The sequence below is a fragment of the Nocardia tengchongensis genome (assembly GCF_054781395.1).
The window spans coordinates 2,144,826-2,167,286 of sequence record NZ_BAAGUM010000006.1; the positions used below are offsets into that span (position 1 = coordinate 2,144,826).

Annotated in this window: 18 protein-coding genes; 9 read left to right on the top strand and 9 right to left on the bottom strand. The window is 68.1% G+C overall.

The genetic code is table 11. The features are described from left to right. Positions 1-708: 708 nt before the first annotated feature. Positions 709-3,207 (bottom strand): chromosomal replication initiator protein DnaA, encoded by a 2,499-nt coding sequence (gene dnaA, locus ACYVKL_RS20945; RefSeq protein ID WP_379165406.1) that lies wholly within the window; start codon positions 3,205-3,207, stop codon positions 709-711. 209 nt (positions 3,208-3,416) lie between these two features. Between dnaA and rpmH the strand changes: the two genes are divergently transcribed. The 9 genes from rpmH (at position 3,417) to ACYVKL_RS20990 (ending at position 10,124) form a co-directional block, all read left to right on the top strand. Beyond that, positions 3,417-3,560 (top strand): 50S ribosomal protein L34, encoded by a 144-nt coding sequence (gene rpmH / locus ACYVKL_RS20950; protein WP_033085250.1) that lies wholly within the window; start codon positions 3,417-3,419, stop codon positions 3,558-3,560. An 87-nt stretch (positions 3,561-3,647) separates the two neighbouring features. Next, positions 3,648-4,019: a ribonuclease P protein component gene (gene rnpA / locus ACYVKL_RS20955; RefSeq protein WP_379165407.1), complete on the top strand. Its 372-nt coding sequence runs from the start codon at positions 3,648-3,650 to the stop codon at positions 4,017-4,019. After that, a complete protein-coding gene (gene yidD, locus ACYVKL_RS20960) occupies positions 4,016-4,336 on the top strand; it encodes a membrane protein insertion efficiency factor YidD (protein WP_213558660.1) in 321 nt (106 codons plus the stop codon). The genes rnpA and yidD overlap by 4 nt, the downstream gene beginning before the upstream one ends. Positions 4,337-4,340: 4 nt before the next feature. Continuing rightward, a complete protein-coding gene (yidC, locus tag ACYVKL_RS20965; RefSeq protein WP_379165408.1) occupies positions 4,341-5,417 on the top strand; it encodes a membrane protein insertase YidC in 1,077 nt (358 codons plus the stop codon). 30 nt (positions 5,418-5,447) lie between these two features. Further along, on the top strand, positions 5,448-5,984 hold the full coding sequence (locus tag ACYVKL_RS20970; protein WP_379165409.1) for a Jag family protein: 537 nt from the start codon (positions 5,448-5,450) through the stop codon (positions 5,982-5,984). A gap of 159 nt (positions 5,985-6,143) precedes the next feature. Then, positions 6,144-6,902 (top strand): 16S rRNA (guanine(527)-N(7))-methyltransferase RsmG, encoded by a 759-nt coding sequence (gene rsmG, locus ACYVKL_RS20975; RefSeq protein WP_213558657.1) that lies wholly within the window; start codon positions 6,144-6,146, stop codon positions 6,900-6,902. A 310-nt stretch (positions 6,903-7,212) separates the two neighbouring features. Next, positions 7,213-8,181 (top strand): ParA family protein, encoded by a 969-nt coding sequence (locus ACYVKL_RS20980; RefSeq protein WP_213558656.1) that lies wholly within the window; start codon positions 7,213-7,215, stop codon positions 8,179-8,181. A gap of 49 nt (positions 8,182-8,230) precedes the next feature. Next, complete coding sequence (locus ACYVKL_RS20985; protein WP_379165410.1) at positions 8,231-9,244, top strand: ParB/RepB/Spo0J family partition protein; 1,014 nt, start codon at positions 8,231-8,233, stop codon at positions 9,242-9,244. A 160-nt stretch (positions 9,245-9,404) separates the two neighbouring features. Next, entirely contained in the window at positions 9,405-10,124 is a 720-nt protein-coding gene (locus ACYVKL_RS20990; RefSeq protein ID WP_379165411.1) for a GNAT family N-acetyltransferase, read from the top strand. 82 nt (positions 10,125-10,206) lie between these two features. On the opposite strand, the gene ACYVKL_RS20995 is transcribed toward ACYVKL_RS20990, so the two are convergent. The 8 genes from ACYVKL_RS20995 to ACYVKL_RS21030 form a co-directional block, all read right to left on the bottom strand. Further along, positions 10,207-11,403, bottom strand: coding sequence for an N-acetylmuramoyl-L-alanine amidase (locus ACYVKL_RS20995; RefSeq protein ID WP_213558653.1), 1,197 nt, complete (start codon positions 11,401-11,403; stop codon positions 10,207-10,209). Between the two features lie 144 nt (positions 11,404-11,547). After that, positions 11,548-11,886, bottom strand: a complete 339-nt coding sequence (trxA, locus tag ACYVKL_RS21000) for a thioredoxin (protein WP_357189595.1) — start codon at positions 11,884-11,886, stop codon at positions 11,548-11,550. A gap of 11 nt (positions 11,887-11,897) precedes the next feature. Beyond that, positions 11,898-12,881: a thioredoxin-disulfide reductase gene (gene trxB, locus ACYVKL_RS21005; RefSeq protein WP_379165412.1), complete on the bottom strand. Its 984-nt coding sequence runs from the start codon at positions 12,879-12,881 to the stop codon at positions 11,898-11,900. Between the two features lie 233 nt (positions 12,882-13,114). Then, positions 13,115-14,014, bottom strand: coding sequence for a hypothetical protein (locus ACYVKL_RS21010; RefSeq protein WP_379165413.1), 900 nt, complete (start codon positions 14,012-14,014; stop codon positions 13,115-13,117). A gap of 140 nt (positions 14,015-14,154) precedes the next feature. Further along, on the bottom strand, positions 14,155-14,721 hold the full coding sequence (gene sigM, locus ACYVKL_RS21015; RefSeq protein ID WP_357192327.1) for an RNA polymerase sigma factor SigM: 567 nt from the start codon (positions 14,719-14,721) through the stop codon (positions 14,155-14,157). A gap of 234 nt (positions 14,722-14,955) precedes the next feature. Next, positions 14,956-18,975: a murein biosynthesis integral membrane protein MurJ gene (locus ACYVKL_RS21020; RefSeq protein ID WP_417629428.1), complete on the bottom strand. Its 4,020-nt coding sequence runs from the start codon at positions 18,973-18,975 to the stop codon at positions 14,956-14,958. A 314-nt stretch (positions 18,976-19,289) separates the two neighbouring features. After that, complete coding sequence (locus ACYVKL_RS21025) at positions 19,290-21,839, bottom strand: DUF6049 family protein (RefSeq protein WP_379165414.1); 2,550 nt, start codon at positions 21,837-21,839, stop codon at positions 19,290-19,292. Then, positions 21,836-22,390, bottom strand: a complete 555-nt coding sequence (locus ACYVKL_RS21030) for an NUDIX hydrolase (RefSeq protein ID WP_379165415.1) — start codon at positions 22,388-22,390, stop codon at positions 21,836-21,838. The genes ACYVKL_RS21025 and ACYVKL_RS21030 overlap by 4 nt, the downstream gene beginning before the upstream one ends. Positions 22,391-22,461: the final 71 nt, after the last annotated feature.

The window sequence follows — 22,461 nt, forward strand, 5'->3', positions numbered from 1 at the left end:
GACACCAAACCGTACCTGCGCGAGACAGACCCGCCTACGCCGACCCACCGAGCTTTTGCCCCGACCCCGCCGAGCCATCCGATGCGGACCGCTCCCGCTCCCCTCTCCTCCTTGCTGCCCGATCGGGTGTGGAGGAGCTCCGCATCGCACCGTGCCCTCGCAACCCGAGTTTCCACACACCCTGTTTTAGAAGAACCTTCTCTAGATGAAGAACTGAAGTAGTAGTAGGTCCTGTTAGTTCTGTGGACTTCGCCTATTTCCGCAGGTCCGTCCGTGCGGCGGCGTGTGGATGTCGTTGGGGTGGCTCGAGGATGAACAACCGGTGCCTGTGGACTCGGGCGGGAACTCCCCAGCCATCCTCGAGCGATCCTCGAGTTGCTCCCCCGAAACAGGCCGGGATACCCACATGAGGATGGATCCGGGGACTACCCCGTGGATTCCTCGAGGAGCTGACAGGGACTCCTCGAGGAATCCACAAGGCAAAAACCCCATCCGCGCAGCTCAGCCCTCGAGGATGAATTCACCTGTGGGATCTGTGGACCAACACCTGTGCATGAGTGTGAGTAGCGACCTGTGCGCAACTCGGTGGACAACAGTGGGATTCCTCGAGGAATCCACACACTTTCCTCGAGGACTCCTCGAGGAATCCACAACCCTGGAAAACAAAGAACCCCACGTCAGACGACGTGGGGTCCTGTGGACTGTGGATCAGCGCGAACGCTGTTTAATTCGGGCTGTGAGTTCCTGAACCTGGTCGTACACCCGGCGCCGCTCGGTCATCTCCTTGCGCACCTTCTTGTCGGCGTACATGACCGTCGTGTGGTCACGGCCGAACGCCTGACCGATCTTGGGCAGGGATAGGTCGGTCAGCTCGCGGCACAAATACATGGCGATCTGCCGGGCCTGCGCGAGCGGCCGGGCCTTACCCGGACCGGTCAGTTCCTCCAGCGTGGTGTTGAAGTACTCCGCGGTCACAGCCATGATCGTGGACGCCGTGATCTCCATCGTCGCGGCATCGGGCATGAGATCGCGCAACACCACCTCGGCCAGCGACAGATCCAGCGCCTGCCCGTTCAGCGACGCGAACGCGGTCACCCGGATCAGCGCGCCCTCCAGCTCGCGGATATTGCGCTCCACCCGGCTGGCGATCAGTTCGAGCACGTCGTGCGGCACGTCCAAGCGGTCCATGCGCGCCTTCTTGCGCAGGATCGCGATGCGGGTCTCCAGCTCCGGCGGCTGCACATCGGTGATCAGACCCCACTCGAAGCGGGTCCGCAGCCGCTCCTCCAGCGTGGCCAGCTGCTTGGGCGGCCGGTCGGAGGACACCACGATCTGCTTGTTCGCGTTGTGCAGGGTGTTGAAGGTGTGGAAGAACTCCTCCTGGATGCCTTCCTTGCCCTCGATGAACTGGATGTCGTCCACCAGCAGGATGTCGGTCTCCCGGTAGCGGCGCTTGAACGCCACCTTCCGGTCGTCACGCAGCGAGTTGATGAAGTCGTTGGTGAATTCCTCGGTCGACACGTACTTCACCCGCATGCCCGGGAACAGCCGCTGCGCGTAGTGGCCGGCCGCGTGCAACAGGTGCGTCTTGCCCAAACCCGAAGCGCCCCAAACGAACAGCGGGTTGTAGGCGCGGGCCGGAGCCTCCGCGATGGCCACCGCCGCGGCATGCGCGAACCGGTTGGACGCACCGATGACGAAGGTGTCGAAGGTGTACTTCGCGTTCAGGCTGGCCGAGCCGTTCGAGGGCGCGGGCTCCCGTTCGCGTTCGGGCGGCCGGTTGAAGTAGGTCGGCCACGAATTGCGGACATTGACCACCGGCTCGTCATCGTGCGGCTCGTCCACGGGACGACGCGCGGCGGGCTCGTCGGCGTAGCGCGGCGCGGGCTCGTCCGTATAGCGGGCGGCCGGTTCGTCGGCATACCGCTGCGGCGCGGGCTCATCCGAATACCGCGGCGGCGCGGGTTCGTCGGCGTAACGCTGGGGCGCGGGTTCGTCGGCGTATCGCTGTGCGGCGGGTTCATCCGAATACCGCTGCGAGCCGGGTTCATCCGAATACCGCTGCGGCGCGGGCTCGTCGGGGTACCGCGGCGGGGCGGGCCGGACGGGCTCGTCGTCGGCGTCCGGCGAGAACAGTGATTCCTGTCCCGGCGGCATGGGCGCACCACGATGGTTCTCCCGGCGCCGGTCGGGGCGCGGTCCCAGCTGGCCGGCGGGCTCGCCACCGGGCATCGGCCGCTCGGGTGCGGGCACGGGACGTTCGGCGCCGGCCTGTGGACGGTCGGACCCGGACATCGGCAATTCTTCGGCCATCGGCGGCTGTCCGTATTCCACCGGTGGATAAGCGTCGCGCTCGTCGTAGTCGGCCGGGTAGTCCTGGGGAGGCAGGTAGCGCGGCGCGTACTCGGGCTGGGTCTGGTACGACGGCTGCGGACGCTCGGCCATGGGCGGCTCGGGCGCATACGCCTGGGGCGTCGGCTCGGGCTCGCGCGGACGCTCGGGCCGGGAGGTCATGCGCGCGTGGCGCGGCGCGTTGGCGGAGCGGCCGGCCGGCGGATTCTGTTGCGCGCGAATGCGGACGCCCAGGCCCTCGACCTGGAGTCCACGGCGGGCGAGGGATCGGAGAATGAGCTCCCGCAGGTCCCGCTCGACCGTCACCTGCGCCATCGTGCCGGGCACCGAGAGCAGGGCGAATCCCTGCGCGAAGGTGATCGGTTCGATAGTGTTCAGCCAGGCTTTGTGGGCCTTGCTCACCGGTTGGATCTCCCCATCCGCGGAACCGCTCGCCAACTCGGCGATCACCTCCGGCCAGACAGCTGTCAGCACATTCTGGTCGTCGTCCACGAACGTAGTCCTCCCCGGGTGTAGGTCGATAGCAACAGACGGTCTGCGCTGCTCGGCTCCCCCAGTCACCGGGCGTCGGCGAGGTACCGTCGGCCCTACGAATATGCCACTCCAGGGGTATTTCCACACAATTATCCACAGATGTGGACAACCTGGGGATACACGCGACCGCGTGTCTGATTCCTCGGATTCGGCGCGTACCTGCGGGTTAGCAGCTATCAGCTGGCAATACACTGCGCAGGCGGGAGGTCGAGACATCCGCGGTCGCCGGAAGGGACTGGGAAGGACCGTACACGACGCCCGGGCTCCGACACGAACCCTCACCGAACGCCACGCGGAACGATCGATCCAATCGCACCGCATCGACGCAAAACCGGGCCTCGACCCCCGAGTTTGACCCTCGTCCAGGGGGTAAGTACCCTTCTACAGTCACCCTATGGTGCGGTGGCGGCTGTCTGCTGCCCGTGCCGACAAGGGTATTGCGCCGAAGGACTCCGGTCCGTCGAGAGCACCGTTTCACCGAACAAACTTCGGACGTCACCGGACGTCCACCACCTAGAGGAGTGTTGACCGTGGCCAAGGGCAAGCGGACGTTCCAGCCGAACAACCGTCGTCGGGCGCGCGTCCACGGCTTCCGTCTCCGGATGCGGACCCGTGCGGGTCGCGCCATCGTGTCGGCTCGTCGTGGCAAGGGCCGCGCCAAGCTGACCGCCTGATTCGGTAACCCCGGATGCGGCGTCGTATGAGCGACTCGCCGTCCGGTCTCCGGTCCCCCATCCGCCCGCACTCCGCTGGACGCTCAGGTGCTGCCTGAGCCCTACCGGCTGCACCGGCGCACCGACTTTTCCCGGACGGTGCGCCAGGGCCGGCGGATCGGGAGACGGGACCTCGTTGTGCACGTACTGCTACACGACGATCAAGCCAGCGGATCGACCCCGGACATCCGGGTGGGCGGTCCGCGTTTCGGCTTGATTGTCAGCAAGGCGGTGGGTCCGGCGGTGGTACGCCACCGGGTGGCCCGCCGCCTGCGTCATATCTGCGCAAGCCTGACGGCCGAATTGCCCGGCGGCGCAGATGTCGTCATTCGCGCCCTGCCGGGTGCCGCCGACGCGCCTTCGGAAGAACTGCTGCGCCAATTGCACAGTGGGCTGCGCAAGCTCGGTTCATTCTCATGAACGCCTTGCGCGCGGCTGCCCGGTTCCCGGCCAAAGCTCTGATATTCCTCATCGAGCTGTATCGGACCTACATCTCCCCCACCCGCATGCCGGTGTGCCGCTTCACTCCCACGTGCAGTGAGTACGCGGTGACGGCGTTGCGCACCCGCGGACTGTTCGTCGGACTCGGACTGGCAGCCGTCCGTTTGGCGAAATGTGCGCCCTGGCACCCTGGTGGGTGGGACCCCGTGCCGGAGCGTAAGCACCGGCACGCGGCATCAGCTTCAGAACGATCATCGCCTGCGGTGACCGGCCACACGAACGACGGGAGTGCATAGCGCCGTGCTCGACTTCATCTATTACCCGGTGTCGGCCATTCTGTGGTTCTGGCACCAGGCATTCGGGTATGTGCTGGGCAAGAACAGCGGATTCGCCTGGGCCCTCGCTGTGGTGTTCCTGGTGTTCACGTTGCGGCTCGTGCTCTACAAGCCGTTCGTGAAGCAGGTCCGCACCACCCGGCAGATGCAGGAGTTGCAGCCCCAGATCAAGGAGTTGCAGAAGAAGTACAAGAACGACCGTCAGCAGATGACGGTCGAGATGCAGAAGCTGCAGAAGGAACACGGCTTCAACCCGCTCATGGGCTGTCTGCCGGTGCTGCTGCAGGTTCCGGTGTTCCTGGGTCTGTTCCACGTGCTGCGGTCGTTCAACCGCACCGGCACCGGGATCGGGCAGCTGGGCATGTCGCCCTACGACAACGCGCACACCCCGAACTACATCTTCTCCGCGGGAGACGTTCAGTCCTTCCTGACCGCACGGCTCTTCGGCGCTCCCCTCTCGGCGTACATCACCGAGCCGGCCAAGGTGCTGGAGTCGTTCGCCGATTACGGCGGCGTGCCGAGCAAGCTGGTCATCGCGCTGGTCTCGATTCCGCTCATGGTGATCGCCGGTGTCGCGACCCACATGAACGCCCGCGCCTCGGTGGAACGGCAGTCGGCGGAAGCCGCGGCCAACCCGCAGGCCGCCATGATGAACAAGATGGCGCTGTACGTGTTCCCGCTCGGTGTGCTTGTCGGTGGCCCGTTCCTGCCCGTCGCCATCCTGATCTACTGGGTCTCCAACAACATCTGGACCTATGGGCAGCAGCACCTCGTCTTCCGCAAGATCGGAAAAGAAGAAGACGAGAAGAAGCAGGCCGCGCTCGAGCGCCGCGCCCAGAATGCCCCGAAGCCGGGCGCGAAGCCGGTCGACGTCCGGAAGAAGCAGTCGGCCACCAAGGTCGAGGATGCCGACACCGAGTCGGTCGAGGATGCTCCGCAGTCCTCCCAGAACGGTGCCAAGCCCAGCCCCGGCGCCAAGCCGGCGGCCGGCAAGAAGCGGTCCGGCAATCGTGGTCGGGCCAACCAGAAGCGGCGTCGCTGAGACTTACAACTCCAGATGAAGGAAACAACCATGACTGTTGAAACCGACGGAGGGGATCCCACTGTGACGGCAGCGACGGCCGAACCGGGCGCCGCGAACGACGCGGAGGAAGCGCTCATCGAAGAGGGCGAGATCGCCGGCGACTACCTCGAGCAGTTGCTGGACGTCCTCGACTTCGACGGCGATATCGACCTCGATGTCGAGGGCGACCGCGCCATCGTGAGCATCGACGGCGGCAAGGATCTCGCCAAGCTGGTGGGTCGCCGTGGCGAGGTCCTCGATGCGCTGCAGGAGCTGACCCGGTTGGCCGTGCAGCAGGCGACCGGCATTCGCAGCCGGCTCATGCTGGATGTGGCCGGCTGGCGGGCCGCGCGTCGTTCGGAGCTGAGCGCGCTGGGCGCCGAGGCCGGCAAGCGGGTCCTGGAATCCGGCGAGCGTGAAGCCCTCGCCCCCATGACGCCGTTCGAGCGCAAGATCGTCCACGATGCCGTGGCCGCGATCGATGGTGTCGTCAGCGAGAGCGAAGGCGTCGAGCCGAACCGCCACGTGGTGGTGCTCCCCGCCTGACACGCGGAACACACAGCGGTAGGGCCCCCGGGTTGCGGAAACCCGGGGGCCCTACGCTTATCTTCAGTCGTCCCCCCGTCGCAATTCGCCACTGTGCGAGGGGGTTCGGGGGCAAGATCCCCGATAGTCCCCCACAGTTGGACAAGTTCGTTCGGAAGGATGTTTCACGTGGAACCTGACACCGAGATGACCGTGCCGGGTCCGGTCGACCCCCCGGCCGCGGCCGCGGTCGTTTTCGGCGACCGGCTCGAGCAGGCCAAGATGTACTACACCGCGCTCGCCACCGCCGGAGTGGAGCGCGGACTGATCGGGCCCAGAGAGGTTCCCCGGCTCTGGGATCGCCACATCCTCAACTGCGCGGTGATCGGTGACCTCATCGCGCCGGGCGCGCGGGTGGTCGATATCGGCAGCGGCGCCGGCCTGCCCGGCATCCCGCTCGCCATCGCCCGGCCCGATCTCCGGATCACCTTGGTGGAGCCGCTGCTGCGCCGCACCGTCTTCCTCGCCGAGTTCGCGGCCGAGGCTGGGCTGGACAATATCGTCATCGTGCGCGGTCGGGCCGAGCAGGCGGGCGTGAAGAAGGAGGCGGGCGGCGCGGACATCGTCACCTCCCGCGCGGTCGCTCCCCTGGCGAAGCTCGCCGGATGGTCCATGCCGCTGGTGCACGAGCACGGACGGATGCTGGCGCTCAAGGGAATCAGCGCCGCCGAGGAACTCGAGCGCGATCGCGACGAGCTGACCAAAGCGGGCGCGGGTCACGCCGAAGTTCTGGAATGCGGTGTGGGCGTTCTCGAGACACCCACCTTCGTCATCAGTGCGGAGCGTCTGGCACGCGCCGAGCGCCGCGCCGAGCGCAAAGCCGGTAGTGCGGAGCGTAAAGCGGGGGGTCGTGGGACCCACCCGTCAAAGCGTCACTGACGAAGCGTTGTTTCCCGTGAAACATTCACCCGCTCGCGATCTTTGAGTGGGTTAGAGGTGTGTCGTGGTGCGAAGCTGTGCGTTCAACTTCCGTATTGTGTCCTCTACTGGCAAGCTAATGAACGTCGAGCGATGAACGACTTCCAGCCGATTCCAGCCAGCCCTCAGTGACACCGCAGTGACGCGGCTGCTGCTGCCAGGCGCGCGAAATTCTGCTCGGCCACGTGTCTTTGAGTTCTCGGGGTTAGGAGCCTGTATGTCCAACGGTCCGGCGAATGTTTCACGGGAAACAACGTCTCGGGTTCCCGGCATGCTCGATAGCGGTCCCTTCGATGCCGACGAGTTCAGCCGCACCCCCTTCGGGAACATCTCCGCTGACACTCCGATCGCGGCCGAGGCGCAGCGGGCGAGTCAGGTGCTGTCGGGCACCAACGCGCACATCCCGCGGCCCAAGGAACAGCGCGTCATCACCATCGCCAACCAGAAGGGCGGCGTGGGCAAGACCACCACCGCCGTGAATCTGGCTGCCGCGCTCGCCATCCAGGGCATGCGGGTGCTCGTCATCGATCTCGACCCGCAGGGCAATGCCAGCACCGCGCTCGGCATCGCGCACCAGTCGGGCACTCCGTCGAGCTACGAACTCCTCATCGGGGAGTGCTCGGTCAGCGACGCCATCCAGCAGAGCCCGCACAATGAGCGACTGCTGTGCATCCCCGCCACCATCGACCTCGCCGGCGCCGAGATCGAACTCGTCTCCATGGTCGCCCGCGAGGGTCGTCTCAAGGCCGCCATCCAGGAAGCCAACCTCGCCGGCTACGACATCGACTACGTGATGATCGACTGCCCGCCGTCGCTGGGTCTGCTCACCGTCAATGCGATGGTCGCCGCCAAGGAGGTGCTGATCCCGATCCAGTGCGAGTACTACGCACTCGAGGGCGTGGGTCAGCTGCTCCGCAATATCGGTCTGGTGCAGGCGCACCTGAACCCCGGATTGCATGTCTCCACCGTCGTTCTCACCATGTACGACGGCCGCACCAAGCTTGCCGACCAGGTGGCCGAAGAGGTGCGCTCGCACTTCGGTGACGCCGTGCTGCGCGCGGTCATCCCCCGCAGCGTCAAGGTGTCGGAGGCTCCCGGCTACGGCATGACCGTGCTCGATTACGATCCGGGCTCGCGGGGTGCGATGAGCTACCTCGATGCCGGACGTGAGATCGCGTCGCGTAACTCGGCGCGCCAGACGGCACCGGCGCCCGTTTCGGACGCACAATCCGGTGTGTAGATAAATCTCGGTGCGGTGATGGTGAACAACGGAAGGGGCCGGTAAGCCGATGAGTCAGGCGAAGAAGGGCGGACTGGGGCGTGGCCTCGCGGCATTGATCCCGACCGGCCCGGCGACCACACCCGGCGGGCTCGGCAGTGCCGCCGCCAATGTCGTGATCGGTCTCGATCCGGCCGGGCCGCAACCCGCGTCGGCGCACCTGCATCGGGTCCCCGATCCGGTCGAGGCCGGCGACGGGCTGGACGCGGGCGCGGTGTATCGGGAGATCCCGCCGCAGCAGATCGAGCCGAACCCGAAGCAGCCGCGCTCCGTCTTCGAAGAGGAGGCGCTGGCCGAACTGGTGCACTCCATCAAGGAATTCGGTCTGATGCAGCCGATCGTGGTGCGTCAGGTCGAGTCCGGGCCGGTCCCCCGCTATCAGCTCATCATGGGTGAGCGGCGTTGGCGGGCCAGCCAGGAGGCGGGCCTGGACGCCATCCCCGCGATCGTGCGCGAGACCGCGGACGACTCCATGCTGCGGGACGCGTTGCTGGAGAACATCCATCGCGTGCAGCTGAACCCGCTCGAGGAGGCGGCCGCCTATCAGCAGTTGCTGGAGGAGTTCGGCGTCACCCACGAGGAACTGGCTACCCGGATCGGTCGCTCGCGTCCGGTCGTCACGAATATGATTCGGCTGCTGAAGCTTCCGATTCCGGTGCAGCGCCGCGTGGCGGCGGGCGTATTGTCCGCCGGCCACGCGCGCGCTCTGCTGGCTTTGGAGGCGGGCGCCGACGCGCAGGAGGCGTTGGCCGCGCGGATCGTCGCCGAGGGTATGTCGGTCCGGGCTACCGAGGAAGCCGTCACGCTGGCGAACCGGGAACCGGATGCGGCCGCTCCCCCGGCGCCCAAGCGCAAGCCGATTCAGATGCCGGGTCTGCAGGATGTGGCGGAGCGTTTGTCGGAGTCCTTCGACACGCGCGTGACGGTCAGCCTCGGCAAGCGCAAGGGAAAGATCACTGTCGAATTCGGCTCCATCGACGATCTGGAGCGGATTGTCAGCATGATGGAGCAGTCCAGGCCCTAAGGAGGGCCTACCCCGGAGGTCACGGTGGAAACGTCACTGTGACGTACGGGTTTATGGCCCTGGAGAGGCGTAAAGCGTTGATCGCTTATTCTTGCTGGCGAGCACTGTGTGATGCGGCGTGAGTGTGGATGAATCGGACAGCTGGAGGCTGAGCAGAGCGGTGTCGACCAGCGTGACCGCACTTACCCTCGGCGGACTCGACAAACTTCCGGTGCATGCGCGGCGATGCGTGTTCTGGGAGATCGATCCGGCGGTGGCGGCGGATTCCCATAGCTTCAGTGACCCGGTCTTCGAGAAGGAGGCCTGGCTGTCGACCGTCATGCTGCAGTGGGGGTTGTGCGGTCAGGTCGCCGTGGTCGAGGACAAGCCGGCCGGCTGCGCGATCTACGCGCCGCCGAGTGCGGTGCCGCGGGCCGGTCTCTTCCCCACGTCCCCGGTGAGCCCGGATGCCGTGCTGCTGACCACGCTGAGCGCCGAAATGCCCTTCCAGGGGGAGCAGGTGGGTAATCAGCTCATCCAGGCTGTGGTGAGCGATCTGGTGCGTCGTGGTGTGCGGGCCATCGAGGCGTTCGGCATTCGGAAGGATCCGCCGACGAGTTCGATGCCGGCCGTCGGGTCCATGTCGCTGCGTGAGCGGATCGGTACGCCGCTGCGCTCCCCCGCGGCGGCCTCGTCCGGATGCTCCCCCGAGAACTGCATGATCGAGGCCGACTTCCTGGAGGATGTCGGTTTCAAGGTGGTCGCGTCCCATCACCGATTCCCGCGCCTGCGCCTGGAATTGGATCACGAGCACTTGTGGAAGGAAGACGTCGAGCGCGCGCTCGATCAGCTCCTCGCGGCGGCGGCGCTCACCATGCCGACTCGCATCTCCACCCGCTGAACCACTCCCCCACGGGATCCCAGCCGAAGAAAAACCCCGCCTCCCGGAAAGTTCGGGAGGCGGGGTTGTTTCATGTGAAACATTAGAGCCGGTCTGCGGCCGCCAACTCTTCGGCGAGCAGTTCGGCGAACGTGTAAGTCCCCGTGGGCTGGTCGTCCTGGCCCAGCAGGTACAGCCGCTTCACCGAGATCAGGATGGCCTCGGCGATCACGTCGCGCATGCGCGGGTTGGTCAGCACCGAGGAGTCGTAATCGCTGGTGAGATAGCCGATATCGACCTGGACGGTCGGCATCTTGGTGAGGCGCAGCAAATCCCAGGTGCGGGCGTGGGTCCGGCAGTCCTGCAACGAGGTCCGGGCCACGATCTCCCGCTGAATGAACCCCGCCAGCACCTGCCCGATCATGGAGGTCGAGCCGTGCGAATTGCCGAAGTGGAAGCTGGCCACACCGCTGGCGGAATCGTTGTCACTGCTGGCGCAGCGCAGCGAGATCATCAGATCGGCGTCGAAGGTATTGGAGGTCTCGGCCCGCTCGGCATCGGAGGGGTTGGCCCCCCACGGCCGCGACAGGAAGGTCTCCATACCGGTGGCGGCCATCCGCCCCTCGAGCCGGCTGGCCAGATCCCAGAGGATCTCCGATTCGTAGACGTCACCGAACTCGGTCGGCACCGGCGAACCCTTGTCCGGCCCACCGAGACCCGGATCGATGACGATGCGCTTACCGGTGAGCTGCGGCCCCGCCCGGTGCACCACCTCTTCCTCGGCGATGCGGTGCGGGTTGCCGCCGGTGACGCGTGCGCCCAGCAGATCCAGTGAGCGCAGGGTGTCCGGACCGCAGATGCCGTCCGAGGAGAGCCCGATCTCGCGCTGGAACGCGGTGAGCGCGTCGTGGGTGTGCGGTCCGAAGAACCCGTCCACCCGGTGCACGTAGAAGCCCAGGTCCTGCAGACGCCGCTGCAGGGTGGCCACGTCATCGCCGTAGAGCGGGGCGGAGAGCTGGTAGATGAGAGTGCGCGCACCGAGGCGGTAGGACGCCTCTTTCAGTGCGCGGTAGGTGGCCGGGCCGACCACGCCATCGACCAGGAGTCCGCGGTGCTGCTGAAACGCGCGCACCGCCGAGTCCAGATCATGGTCGAAGCTGGCGTCGGCGTCCTTCCAGTACTCCCCGTCCAGATTCGCCGGATCGCTGTTGGGATGAGTGTGCAGGAACCCGAGGCTTGCCAGGGTGCTCCGAACCTCTGCTACGGCTGGTCCTGTATCGCCGTGACGAAGTCGGTGCATGCGTGAGAGCCCTTTCCTTCCGCCAACCCGGGTACCCATTCGCGCGGTGGTTCACACCACCGCGCGACCGGAGCGTTGAACGATTGTTTCAGACCCGGACCGAATTTCGGCAACTGTCGAGTGCAGGCATCCTACGGCGAGTCGCTAAAGAACTTCTTCTAGTTCACGCAAGAGGGCGGCTTTGCCCTTTGCTCCGACGATCCGCTTGGTTTCCTTGCCCCCTTGGAACAGGACCATGGTAGGCAACGACAGGATCCCGTACTGCTTCGAGGTCTCCGGATTGTTGTCGGCGTCGAGCTTGGCGATGGTGATCTTGTCCGTGTTGGCGGCGGCGATCTCCTCGAGCACCGGCGCGACCATCTTGCACGGGCCACACCAGGCCGCCCAGAAGTCGACGAGCACGGGCTTCTCACTGAGCAGGACCTCGTCGACGAAGGTCTTGTCGGTCACCGTCTTGGTGGCACCGGTCTTGGCGTCGGACATTGCCTAGCTCCTTAGTTGTTCACTTCCACCGGCTGACCGGCGTGATCGAGGGTGTTGCTGGTGATGTCACCCTGCTCGGCCAGCCAGCGCTCGGCGTCGATGGCCGAGCGGCAACCGGTACCGGCGGCGGTGATGGCCTGCCGGTAGGTGTGGTCGACGAGGTCGCCGGCGGCGAAGACGCCCGGGACCGAGGTGTAGGTGCTCTGGCCCTGGACCAGCACGTAGCCCTCGTCGTCCAGATCGACCTGGCCGCGCACCAGTTCGCTGCGCGGGTCGTGGCCGATGGCGACGAACAGGCCGGTGGCGGCCAGCTCGGAGGTCTCGCCGGTGCGGGTGTCGCGCAGGGTCAGGCTGGTGACAGCCGAATCACCGTGCACCGCAGCGACTTCCGTGTTCAGGATGAAACGGATCTTGTCGTTGTTCTTGGCCCGCTCCAGCATGATGCGGGAGGCCCGGAACTCCTCACGGCGGTGAATGACGGTGACCGAGCTGGCGAACTTGGTGAGGAAGGTCGCCTCCTCCATGGCCGAGTCGCCGCCGCCGACCACCACGATGTCCTGGCCCTTGAAGAAGAAGCCGTCGCAGGTGGCGCAGGCGCTGACACCGCGGCCGAGCAGCTCCTGCTCGCCGGGGACGTTCAGGTAGCGGGCCGCGGAACCCATGGCGAGGATCACGGCGTGGGCCTCGTGGACCTCGCCGCCGACGGTCACCTTCTTGATGGGACCGGACAGGTCGAGGGCGTCCACGTCCTCGGTGCGGATGTCGGCGCCGAAGCGCTTGGCCTGCTCCCGCATCTCCTCCATCAGGTCGGGGCCCATGATGCCCTCACGGAAGCCGGGGAAGTTCTCGACCTCGGTGGTGGTCATGAGCGCGCCGCCGAACTGGGTGCCCTCGAACAGCAGCGGTTCCAGTTCCGCGCGGGCGGCGTACACCGCGGCGGTGTACCCGGCCGGACCGGAACCGACGATGATCAGGTCGCGAACAGGCGTGCTCAAGATGGCCCTCCGAAGCTGTTGTGCAGAATCTCGATCGCTCGAGCGTGAGCGAACCGGTCAACAACAGCCTAAACGCTGTCATTCCCGTGCTTGATTGCCTCCGCTTCGCTACGGCGGGTTCGCGGCCCTGAGGTCTCGATTCTTCCCTCCTCCGCTTCGCTCCCGTATCCGCTCCAAGCGCGGGGAGGCGGAGCGCAGTCCAGAATCGAGACGGCCGCGAACCTTGCAGGTGGCTAGCCGATATCGGTCCGGCCGAGCACCTGCGGGTGGCCTGGCGCGCAACCTGTTCCGAGGACGGCCGCTGTGATCTGTGGCGCTTTCGGGCCTTGGAGCAGTACCAGGACACCCGGGTGGCCGGAGAAGGTGACGCTGCGGGAGCCGAGGACCTGGCGGTCCAGACCGGCCGCGCGTAGGCAGTCGGTGAGGGCGGTGCCCGCGGCCAGCGGGCCGGTGATGTCGTGGCGGCCCATGGCGGCGAGGACCGCTCCGGGTGGGAGGGCGGGGTCGAGGTCGGCTTCGGCGGGGTGGGCGGCCGGGGTGGAGGGCCGGGCGCTCAGCGCGTCCACGGCGACGACGGCGCCGGCGGCCAGGGCGGCGGTGGCCGCGGCGGCGGTGAGCCAGCGCAGGCGGCGGGAGGGGCGTTCGGTGAGTTGTGTGGGTGCGGCCGGGTCGTCGTCTTCCGGCTCGGGCAGGTCGAGGGGTTCCTCGAGGTCGCTGGGGTCGAGGCGGCCGGTATCGAAAATAGAGCCGTCGAGGATCGGCATCGGTGTGGTGGCGGCGGGCGCGGGGTGGGTGGAGCGGACGATCGGGGGCGGGGCGACGGACAGCCGGGTGACGGTGGGCTGTTGCTCCCCCGCGGCGAGGTTTTCGATCATGCGCTCCAGGCGGTCGGCCACGTCGCCGGGCACGGGGTGGGCGATGTGTTCGTCGCGGCCGAGGGCGCGCAGCCGGTTGTCGACGTCGTCGAGGGCACGCAGGTATCGCATGGCCTCGGGGTCGCGCCGGACCGCGGGCCAGAGCCGCTCGGATTCGTCCGGCGGCAGGCTGCCGCCGTGCAGTTCGGCGAGCAGTTCGGTGGAGAAGGGCGGGGTGGGCGCCGTGGTGCCCGCCAATGCTCCTCCGATGTCCTCCATTGCCCCTCCAGGGCCTCGAGTGGGAATCACAAACCTGTCTTCATATCGGACGTACCGGAACCGTACAAGGTTCCCCCAATAGTGCGGTGTTCGAGCGGAATTCAGGTGTTCATGCCCGGCTGTGTCGGCTCGCGAACGTCCTATTCGCGAAGTTTCGTCTCGAGTCGCCGCCGTCCGCGCGCGCAGCGGCTCTTCACGGTGCCCTCCGGGATGCCCAGCAGGACAGCGGCATCCGCGATGGAGTAGCCCTCCAGCTCCACCGCGACCAGGGCGGTGCGCTGGTCGGCGGGCAGGGTGAACAGCGCCGCGTCGACCAGCAGGCTGGCTTCCAGGGCCGCGAAATCGTCTCGCGGGCAGGGTGGTTCGTCGGCGGTGTCCTCGGAGAGCGGTTCGGTGCGGCGCAGTTTGTTGCGACGAATGCGGTCCAGGCAGGCGTTGACCACGATGCGATGCAGCCAGCTGCGGACCTCGGCGTCGCCGCGGAAGGCGGCCGCGCCGCGGTGCGCGGACAGCAGGGCGTCCTGCAGCGAGTCGGCGGCGTCCTCGGGACTGTAGGAGGCGCGTAGCGCGGTCTGATAGAGGTGGTCGCGGTGGCGGCGCAGGAGTTCGGCGAAGGCGTGTGGTGCGCCGCCGGCGTGGGCGGCCAGCAGTTCACGGTCGCTGGATTGGCGCGCGCGGGTGTCGACGGTGCGCGGGCGTGGCCGGATGGCGGCATGCGGCGGTGCGTTCGTCGGTGACTCTGTATTCGATGCTGACACTGCGTTCGGTGACGACAATGCATCCCCTCAGAGCGGCGAGCTCCCCAAGCCGAGAGTATGCAAGATCATATCGAGGATAACGATTCAGCAGCTGCGAATTGCGCGAATAAGCGCAGGTAGCGGATGTTTGGTCTGGATCGCGCGGCCCATTCGTGATCGGCGCTCAGACCTCCGCGGCGTCGGTCAGACGCTGGCTTCGAACCGGATTTCGGCGATGGCCGACTGGAACTGTCCCCCGTTGTTGGCGAGCTGCGTGATCCACAGCAGCACGTAGCGGGCGGGCTGGTCGGCCCGCACCGGGATCTCGGTGGTGCCGTCGCCGAGCACCGCCGACCCGACCAGCTGGGTCTGGTCGAGGGTCGGCGAGGCGGTCGGCGAGGTGCGGATCTCGACCTGTGTTCCGGGCGTGGGCGATTCGATGCTCACCTTGGTCAGCTTGCTGGGGCTGCCCAGGGTGGTCAGGATGCCCACGCCCTTCTTGAGGGCCGGGAACTGCTGGAAGTAGGCGTCGCTGCGCCAGGTGGTGGCCGGGTTGTTGTCCAGCACGGCCCCGACGCTGCCGACGTTGTCCGGGGTGCCCTCCGGGGAGAACACCGTGGCGCCGGTGACCGGCACCGGCACGCCGCCGGTGGGCGGCAGGCTCGCGGGCGTCTGCCCGGCGCCCGGGCTGGGCGGCGGCGTCGCCGAGGTGGTGAGCCCGATATTGCGCTGTTCGTTGAGCGGCGCGTTGGAGGAGCCGGGCGCGAAGACGCTGAGCAGCCACCAGATGATGACGCCGACCACCAGCGCGGCCAGCACGCCGAGCCCGACCAGGATCCACATCATCCGTTGCGAGCGTTCCTTCTCGGCGGCGAGCAGTTCCGGGTCGGCGAGGGTCTCGTCGGGTGCGCTGGGCGGCTTCTGCCCGAGCCGCAGCACGGGGATGAAGTCGGTCTTCTGGTCCACCACCGACGCTTGCTCCAGCACGTGCTGGACGGTGGCGGCGGTGCGCACGCCCTTGTTGGACTCCAGCGAGCGGACCGCGACCGCGGAGATCTCGAAGGGCACCTCGGGCCGAATGTTCCTGGGCTCCACCGGGGTTCCGTCCGGCCCGAAGTCGGCCAGCGGCAGTCCACCGACCGTAGCCGCGGTGCCGGAGATGCCGGGGACGCGGATCGGCCAGTGGGCGGTGATGAGCGCGTAGAGCATGGCGCCCAGGCCGCGCACGTCGGATTGCGCGTCGGAGTCGGAGAGGGTGCCGGGGAAGGCCAGGACCGCGTCGCCGGAGGCGCTGATGCGGACCCGGTCGGGGTGGTCGATGGACAGCGAGCCGCCGCCGCGGTGCGCCATTTCGGCCGCGGCCGCCAGCGCCCGGATGGCGCGGGCCGCGCCGATCGGCGAGGGCACGGTGTCGGCCATCTCCTTGAGGGAGCGTCCGGGCGTCCATTCGGCCACCACGATGCCGCCGGAGGAGCCGCGCACCACGTCGAGCACGCGGGCCAGGCCGGGCGAGTTGATCCGGCCCAGGCGCAGCGTGCGGGACAGGATGGCCTGCGGTCCGTCGTGTCCGGAGTTCTCGGTGGCTTCCTGGTCGGCGTCGACGAAGGTGAGTGCCACCTCGCGGTCGAGTTTGACGTCGAGGGCCTGCCAGAACCGGAGTCCGCGGGCGCCGCCGTGTCCGGCGAGCAGCCGGTAGCGGCCGCCTGCCACGGAGGCGCCCGGGGTCAGCTTGGGGCCGCGCTGGATCCGCTTGGTCGGCGATTCCACCCGCATGGGCGGCATCTGCGGTGAGATGGCCTCGTAGACACCGGTTTCGGGACCGGCCTGGTCCGTCTCCTCCGGTAGCTTCTCCGGTCCGCCGGACCCGCTCTTCCGGGCCGTGGATTCGGCTCGGGCTCCAGGCTTTCCGCCGGCGTCGCCGGCCGGAGGGGTGTCCGTGGAGAGCCCGCCGCCCGCGGTCGTCGCGGATTCGGCGGACGGGACACTGCCCGCCGCGTCGTCGCTCACCCTGGTTCCTCCTTCGCCCTCATATGTTGAAGACCGATATGTCGGCGGAACCGCGGCCGCGGCTTCCGAAGTGGTGCGGAAGCCGCCGTCGGGGTTCCGGGCGACGTCCGGCGTGCCGCGGGAGCTGTCCGCGGGCAGGCCGGTTCGAGCAGTTGCGCTTGCCTGCCGAACAGGGTACGGGAACTCACTCTTCTCGGTGAGTTCAACCGCATCGGGTCGGATGACCGGGAGCACCATGGTCTGCGCGTCGAGGTACGGATCGAAGCGGTAGTAGTACGGCGCGGCGCGCAAGTCCGGCTTGGGCAGCAGGGTGGTCTCGTGGATGTCCTCGAGCAGCGTGCCGTCGAGTTCCAGATCCGGTGCGGGTGCGGTGATACCGAGGCGCCGCGACACGGCGACGGTGATGGCCACGATCTCGGGGATGCCGAGCAGGCGCATCAGCCCGAAGGCGACGCCGAACATGACGATGGCGGTGATGCCGACCCGGATGAAGGAGCCGAACCCGCCGAAGGAGTCCGAAAGCCGGTGCAGGCCGAGGACCTTGTCCACGATGAGCAGTACCGCGCCGCCGGCGAGGGAGGACAGCACGACGCGGGTGATGGTCTGTCCGACGTTGGCCATGCGCAGGTCGCCGAGGCTGCGGTGGAGCAGCCAGCCGCCGATCAGGGCGCCGGTGACGAAGCCGAGGCCGCGGGCCACGCCGAGCGCGATGACCACGTGGTGGGCGGAGAAGAAGACCGGCGCGAGCGCGGACAGCGTGATCTGCACGCTGGTGATGCCGAGGATGATCCAGGTGGGTGTCCACGCCTGTTCGCGGGCGTAGAAGACGCGCAGGTGAATCAGCACCAGCGCGTACGGGATCAGGTTGAACGCGGACCAGGACACGGCTTCGCCGAGTCGGGCCGCGTCGTGCCCGAATCGCCCGTAGCCGAAGATCGCCTCGCCGATCTGGGTGCCGGCGAAGGTGAGGAAGGTGACGATCGGGATCAGCGCGATCATGGTGAGCCGGGTGGCCGCGCCCAGATCGTCCACCACGGCGGGCGTGTCGTCGGCCGCGGCGTTGCGGCTCAGGCGCGGCATGATCGCGGTCAGCAGGGTGACGCCGAGGACGCCCCACGGCAGCTGCAGCAGCAGCCACGCGTTCTGGTAGATGGTCGGGCCGGCGACGTCGGCGTGGGAGGCGACGCGCAGCGTGAAGCTGAAGCCGATCTGGCTGATCAGCACGTAGAGGATGATGGCCGCGGCCATGCCGCCGAACTGCTTGAGCCGGGCGTCGATTCCCCACAGTGGCCGCAGGTCGATGCCTTCGCGCCGGATGGCGGGCAGCAGGGTCGCCACCTGGACGGCGACGCCGACGGTGGTGCCGATGCCGAGCAGCAGCAGTTTCGGTTCGCCCATCCGGACCGGGTCGAGCGTCAGTTCGCCGGGCAGCAGGGCGTAGAGCCCCAGCACCACCAGGGCGACGCAGTTGTTGAGGACGGGTGCCCAGGCGCCGGGTTTGAACACCTGGTGGGTGTTCAGGATCGCCATGAGCAGCGCCGACATTCCGTACAGCAGGATCGCGGGGACCAGCATGAAGGTCAGCGCGGTGGTGAGCGCGGAGTTGACCTTGCTGTCGGAGGAGAGGAAGACGTGCTCGGTGAGCACGGGTGTCAGGATCAGCGCGATGGCGGTGCCGGTGCCGAGCACGGTGAGCGCGGTGGTGAACAGTCGCCGCACGAAGGCGGCGCCGCCGTCGGCGTCCTCGCGTTCGGCGCGGACCAGCGTGGGTACGACGATGGCGGTGAGCACCGCGCCGAGCAGCAGTTCCGAGATCATGTTCGGAATCGAGCTGGCGATGGTGAAGGCGCTGGCGATGGCCGGGCCGAGCACGGTCAGCAGCAGCGCCTGTTTGGCGAATCCGGTGATGCGGCTGACCAGGGTGGCGACGGCGAGGGAGCCGGTGTCGCGGACCAGCTTGGCGTTGGAGTTGTCCGGCTTCTCGTCGGTGCGGGGTGCGGTGACGACGGGCTGCTGCCCCGAGTTGGCTTGGCGTTGTGGCCCGGTCGCCGGCCCCGGTCTGGGGTTGGACATGGGCGGTGTCGGGTAGCGCTGCGGCATCGACGACGGTCCGGCGCCGGGGGGCCGGTTGCCTTCGCCGCCGGGGTGTCCCCAGTGGTAGCGCTCTTCGGGTGGGACGCGTCCGGGGTCGGGCCGGCCCTGTTGGGGGCGTCGCATGATGGGCCCGGATTCGCCGGGGGCTGGCGCCTGTCGTTGAGGACCGGTCGGTTGACCCGGATAGGGGCGCCCGGGAATCCCCTGCGGATTACCGGGAACCGCCCATTGCGCGCCGGAGGCGGGACCCTGCGGTCCGCGCGGAGCCGGCCGGGGTGCGCCGCGCTCCCACGGCGCGGAGGGCGTGCGCCGCCCCGGCGGCGGCCCGTCGGGTCCTTCGGGCCGTCCGGTCGGTCCTTCCGGTCGGCCGGATCCGCCGTGCGGCTGACCCGATGGGCCCTCTGGTCGGCCGGATGAGCGTGGCCCGCCGTACTCGCTCATCGTGCCTCCTGTCGTTTCTTGTCCCGCTTGCGCGTCCGCCGATCCTGCTTGCTCTCGCGCACAGCCCCCGCGTCGAACTCTTCGTCGGCCGGATCGGACTGCCCGCGGAAGCGGTGCCAGAGCCGGCGACCGACCAGCAGGAGCAGCAGTGCGCAGGCACTCGCCGTCATTATCGCCAACACCTGACCGTAGGCGTTGGAGCGCACCGAGACCGAGACCGCATTGCCGAGCGGCACCCCGTCCGGCGTGCTGAGCCCGATGGGAATGGTCAGGTTGCGGCTGTCGGAGACCTCGGTGGGGATCTGGAACGACCGATTTCCCTTGGCGGGCAACTGCTGTTCGCCGATGTCCGTGATAGTCGTCTCGGCCGGTGCGTCGATCTTGAATCGCACCCGGATGGCCACCGGCAGATCGTTGCGCGCGACCAGCAGCAGCGGGCTCTGTTCGGAGGCGAGGGTGTAGACGCCGCCGGGCGGCAGCACGGTCACCGATCCGTACAGGTTGTTCATGGTTTTGGTGGTCTGGTCCAGGCGCCGTTGGGCGTTGGTGTCGGCGGCCCCGCCGCCGGCTCGCCGGTCGGTCAGCGACAGCACCCGGATCAGGTCGTCGCGCAGCGGGGTGAGGAAGGCGCGCGGGCTGAGTTCCTGCTGCGGCACGTCCACCAGCGCGCTCATCAGTTCGGTGATGCGCTGACCCTGCTGGTGTACGGGTTCGGCGAAGTGCGCGGGGACGGCGTCGTCGGCGGCCCGGTCCAGATAGTCCAACGTGTAGGGCTGTGGATCCGGCTGTTGCGCAAGCAGTTCGGTGAGCGGCCGCGGGGTGGCCAGGTTGTTGCGCAGTTGCAGGTCCAGCTGCCCGAGCACGGCGGAGGCCTCGTCGCGGTTGGCGCCCCACTGCTGCGGCGGTACCAGTAGCGCGGTGCGCGGCCGGCCGGGCTGCGGGTTGAGCGCGGTCCAGGCGATGGCGCCGAGCGCGTCCTGCAATCGGGCGGCGCGGGAGTCGACGGTGACGTCGTAGCGGGCCTTGTCCGGGGTGAAGGCCGGCGTCGGCGGATTGGATCCGATGGCGGCCAGCGCGGTGGCGGCCCAGCTGTCGAAGGTGGCGGCGTGCGGGGCGGCGGGCGCGGGCTGCGTGGTCGTGCCGGTGGCGGGCGGCACGACCACGTCGGCCAGGGTGACCATGTCGGGTGTGCCGGGTTCCGGTGCGCTGCCGGGCGTCGCGGGGGTGGTGGGCGGAGTGCTCGGCGGGGTCTTGGCCGCGAGCAGGTTGGAGCGTCCGTCGAGGGGTGCGACGGCGTTGTCGGCGAGCACGGTGGTGGTGAACCCGTGGTGCGCGAACAGGGTGGCGCCTTCGGTGTCGATGGTGCCCGCGTCCGGAATGGCCACGCCGCGCACCGATTTCACCGTGAGTAGGGAGTCGATCAGGTCGGCGGGCGCGTTGAGGGCCCGGTCGGTGAGGGTGACGTCCCCGGCGGAGGCCAGCGCGTTCGGGTCGACCTGCGCGAACGGCAGCGCGGTGACGCACATTCCGGGTGCGAGCGCGCGCAGTCGTTCCAGCCAGGCCTTGGCGGCGCGGCCGCCGCTGCCGAGCCGGGTGGGTCCTTCGGGGTCGGAGGGGCTGGCCAGTACCCGGTAGTCCCTGGTCATGTCGGACACGGTGATGAGCAGGTCGGGGTCGACGGCCAGGCAGACCGCGTTGATCAGGCTGCGGTCGCGGGTGCTGTCGGGTTTGACCACGCTCTCCAGTGCGGACAGCAGTTGGTCGAGCCGTCCGCCCTGGGCGAGGGAGGCGGCGAGGTCGTCGTCGGTGAGCAGGGCCTGCGCGTCGGGTGCGCCGGGCTGTCCGGCGACCAGGCGGGGCCGGTCGGCCAGCGGCCACAGCAGGGTGGTGGCGACCGGGGGTCCGTCGACGGCGGGCGGGGTGGGCTGTCCGGGCGCGTGTTTGGGGTCGGCGCTGCCGGGCACGCCGAGTACGGGCAGCAGGAAGCGGGCGTCGTCGAGGCGGGCTTGGCCGCCGTAGGCCGGTTGCCCGTTCACGTTGAGCAGTAGCGGGTAGACGCCGGGTGCGGTGATGTCGAGCGAGGAGACCCCGCCCGGCAGTTCGGTTCCCGAGTGCAGGGCGACGGTGACGCTGAACTGCTTGCGCTGTCCGGCGGTCAACTGGTCTGCGACGTCCTGGAATTCACCGGTGATGTCGTAGCTGGCCTGGTCCTGCCGCAGCGTGGTGCGCAGCGCGCTGGGGCTGGTGACGGGCCCGCCGCGCTGGATGCGGACGCTTACGTCGTCGACCGGCCGGTCGCCGATATTGGTGACGGTGCCCGACACCACGAAGTAGGGGTCGCTGTTGCTGGTGATGGCGGTGGGGGTCACCGAATCCAGCGACAGTTTCAGGAATTTCGGTCCGCTCGTTTGTCCGCTACCGCTGCCGGTGGGTTCGGCGCCGGCAATGGGCGTGCCGGTTCCCGGGCTGATTCCCAGTGACGTGAGCACCGCCAGCGTTACCGCGACGAGTGAAAGCAGCGTGCGCCGCGATCCCGCACGCGTCATTGTCTGCCGTTCTCCATCCGGTCGATCAGCCGGTTGGCGACCTCGGCCAGCCTGCGTTCGTCAGCGTAGGCGAGGCGGGAGTCTAGTTCGCTCAAGGGAACCCAGGCCACTTTGGTGACTTCGACGTCGGCGTCGGAGAGTTCGCCGCCGAGTGAACGCATCAGGTAATGGTGCACGGTCTTGTGTACCCGTCGGCCTTCGGTGACGAACCAGTAGTCGATGCTGCCGAGTTCGGCGACCACGGTGCCGTGGATGCCGGTCTCCTCCTGCACTTCGCGGATGGCGGTCTGCTCGGAGGTCTCGCCCTCTTCGATGTGGCCCTTGGGGAGTGACCAGAGCAGGCGTCCACGCCGGTCGGTACGTCCGATGAGGGCGGCGCAGCGCTTCTCGCTGGGGCCGTCGAGGCCGTCCACCACGAGTCCGCCCGCGGAGGTTTCGCGGACGGTGCGCATGCGCGGTTTCGCCGCACCGGTGGCTTTCGCCGCAGTACCGGCCGAACCACGCCGCCGGGGCTGGCGGCGTCGACTGTTCGCGCGATCGGCCGGGGACACTGCGTCAGTCTATAGGGGAGGGCGGCCTTGCCCGCCCCAGCGCGGTGGCTCCTCTATATAGGGGGCTCTCA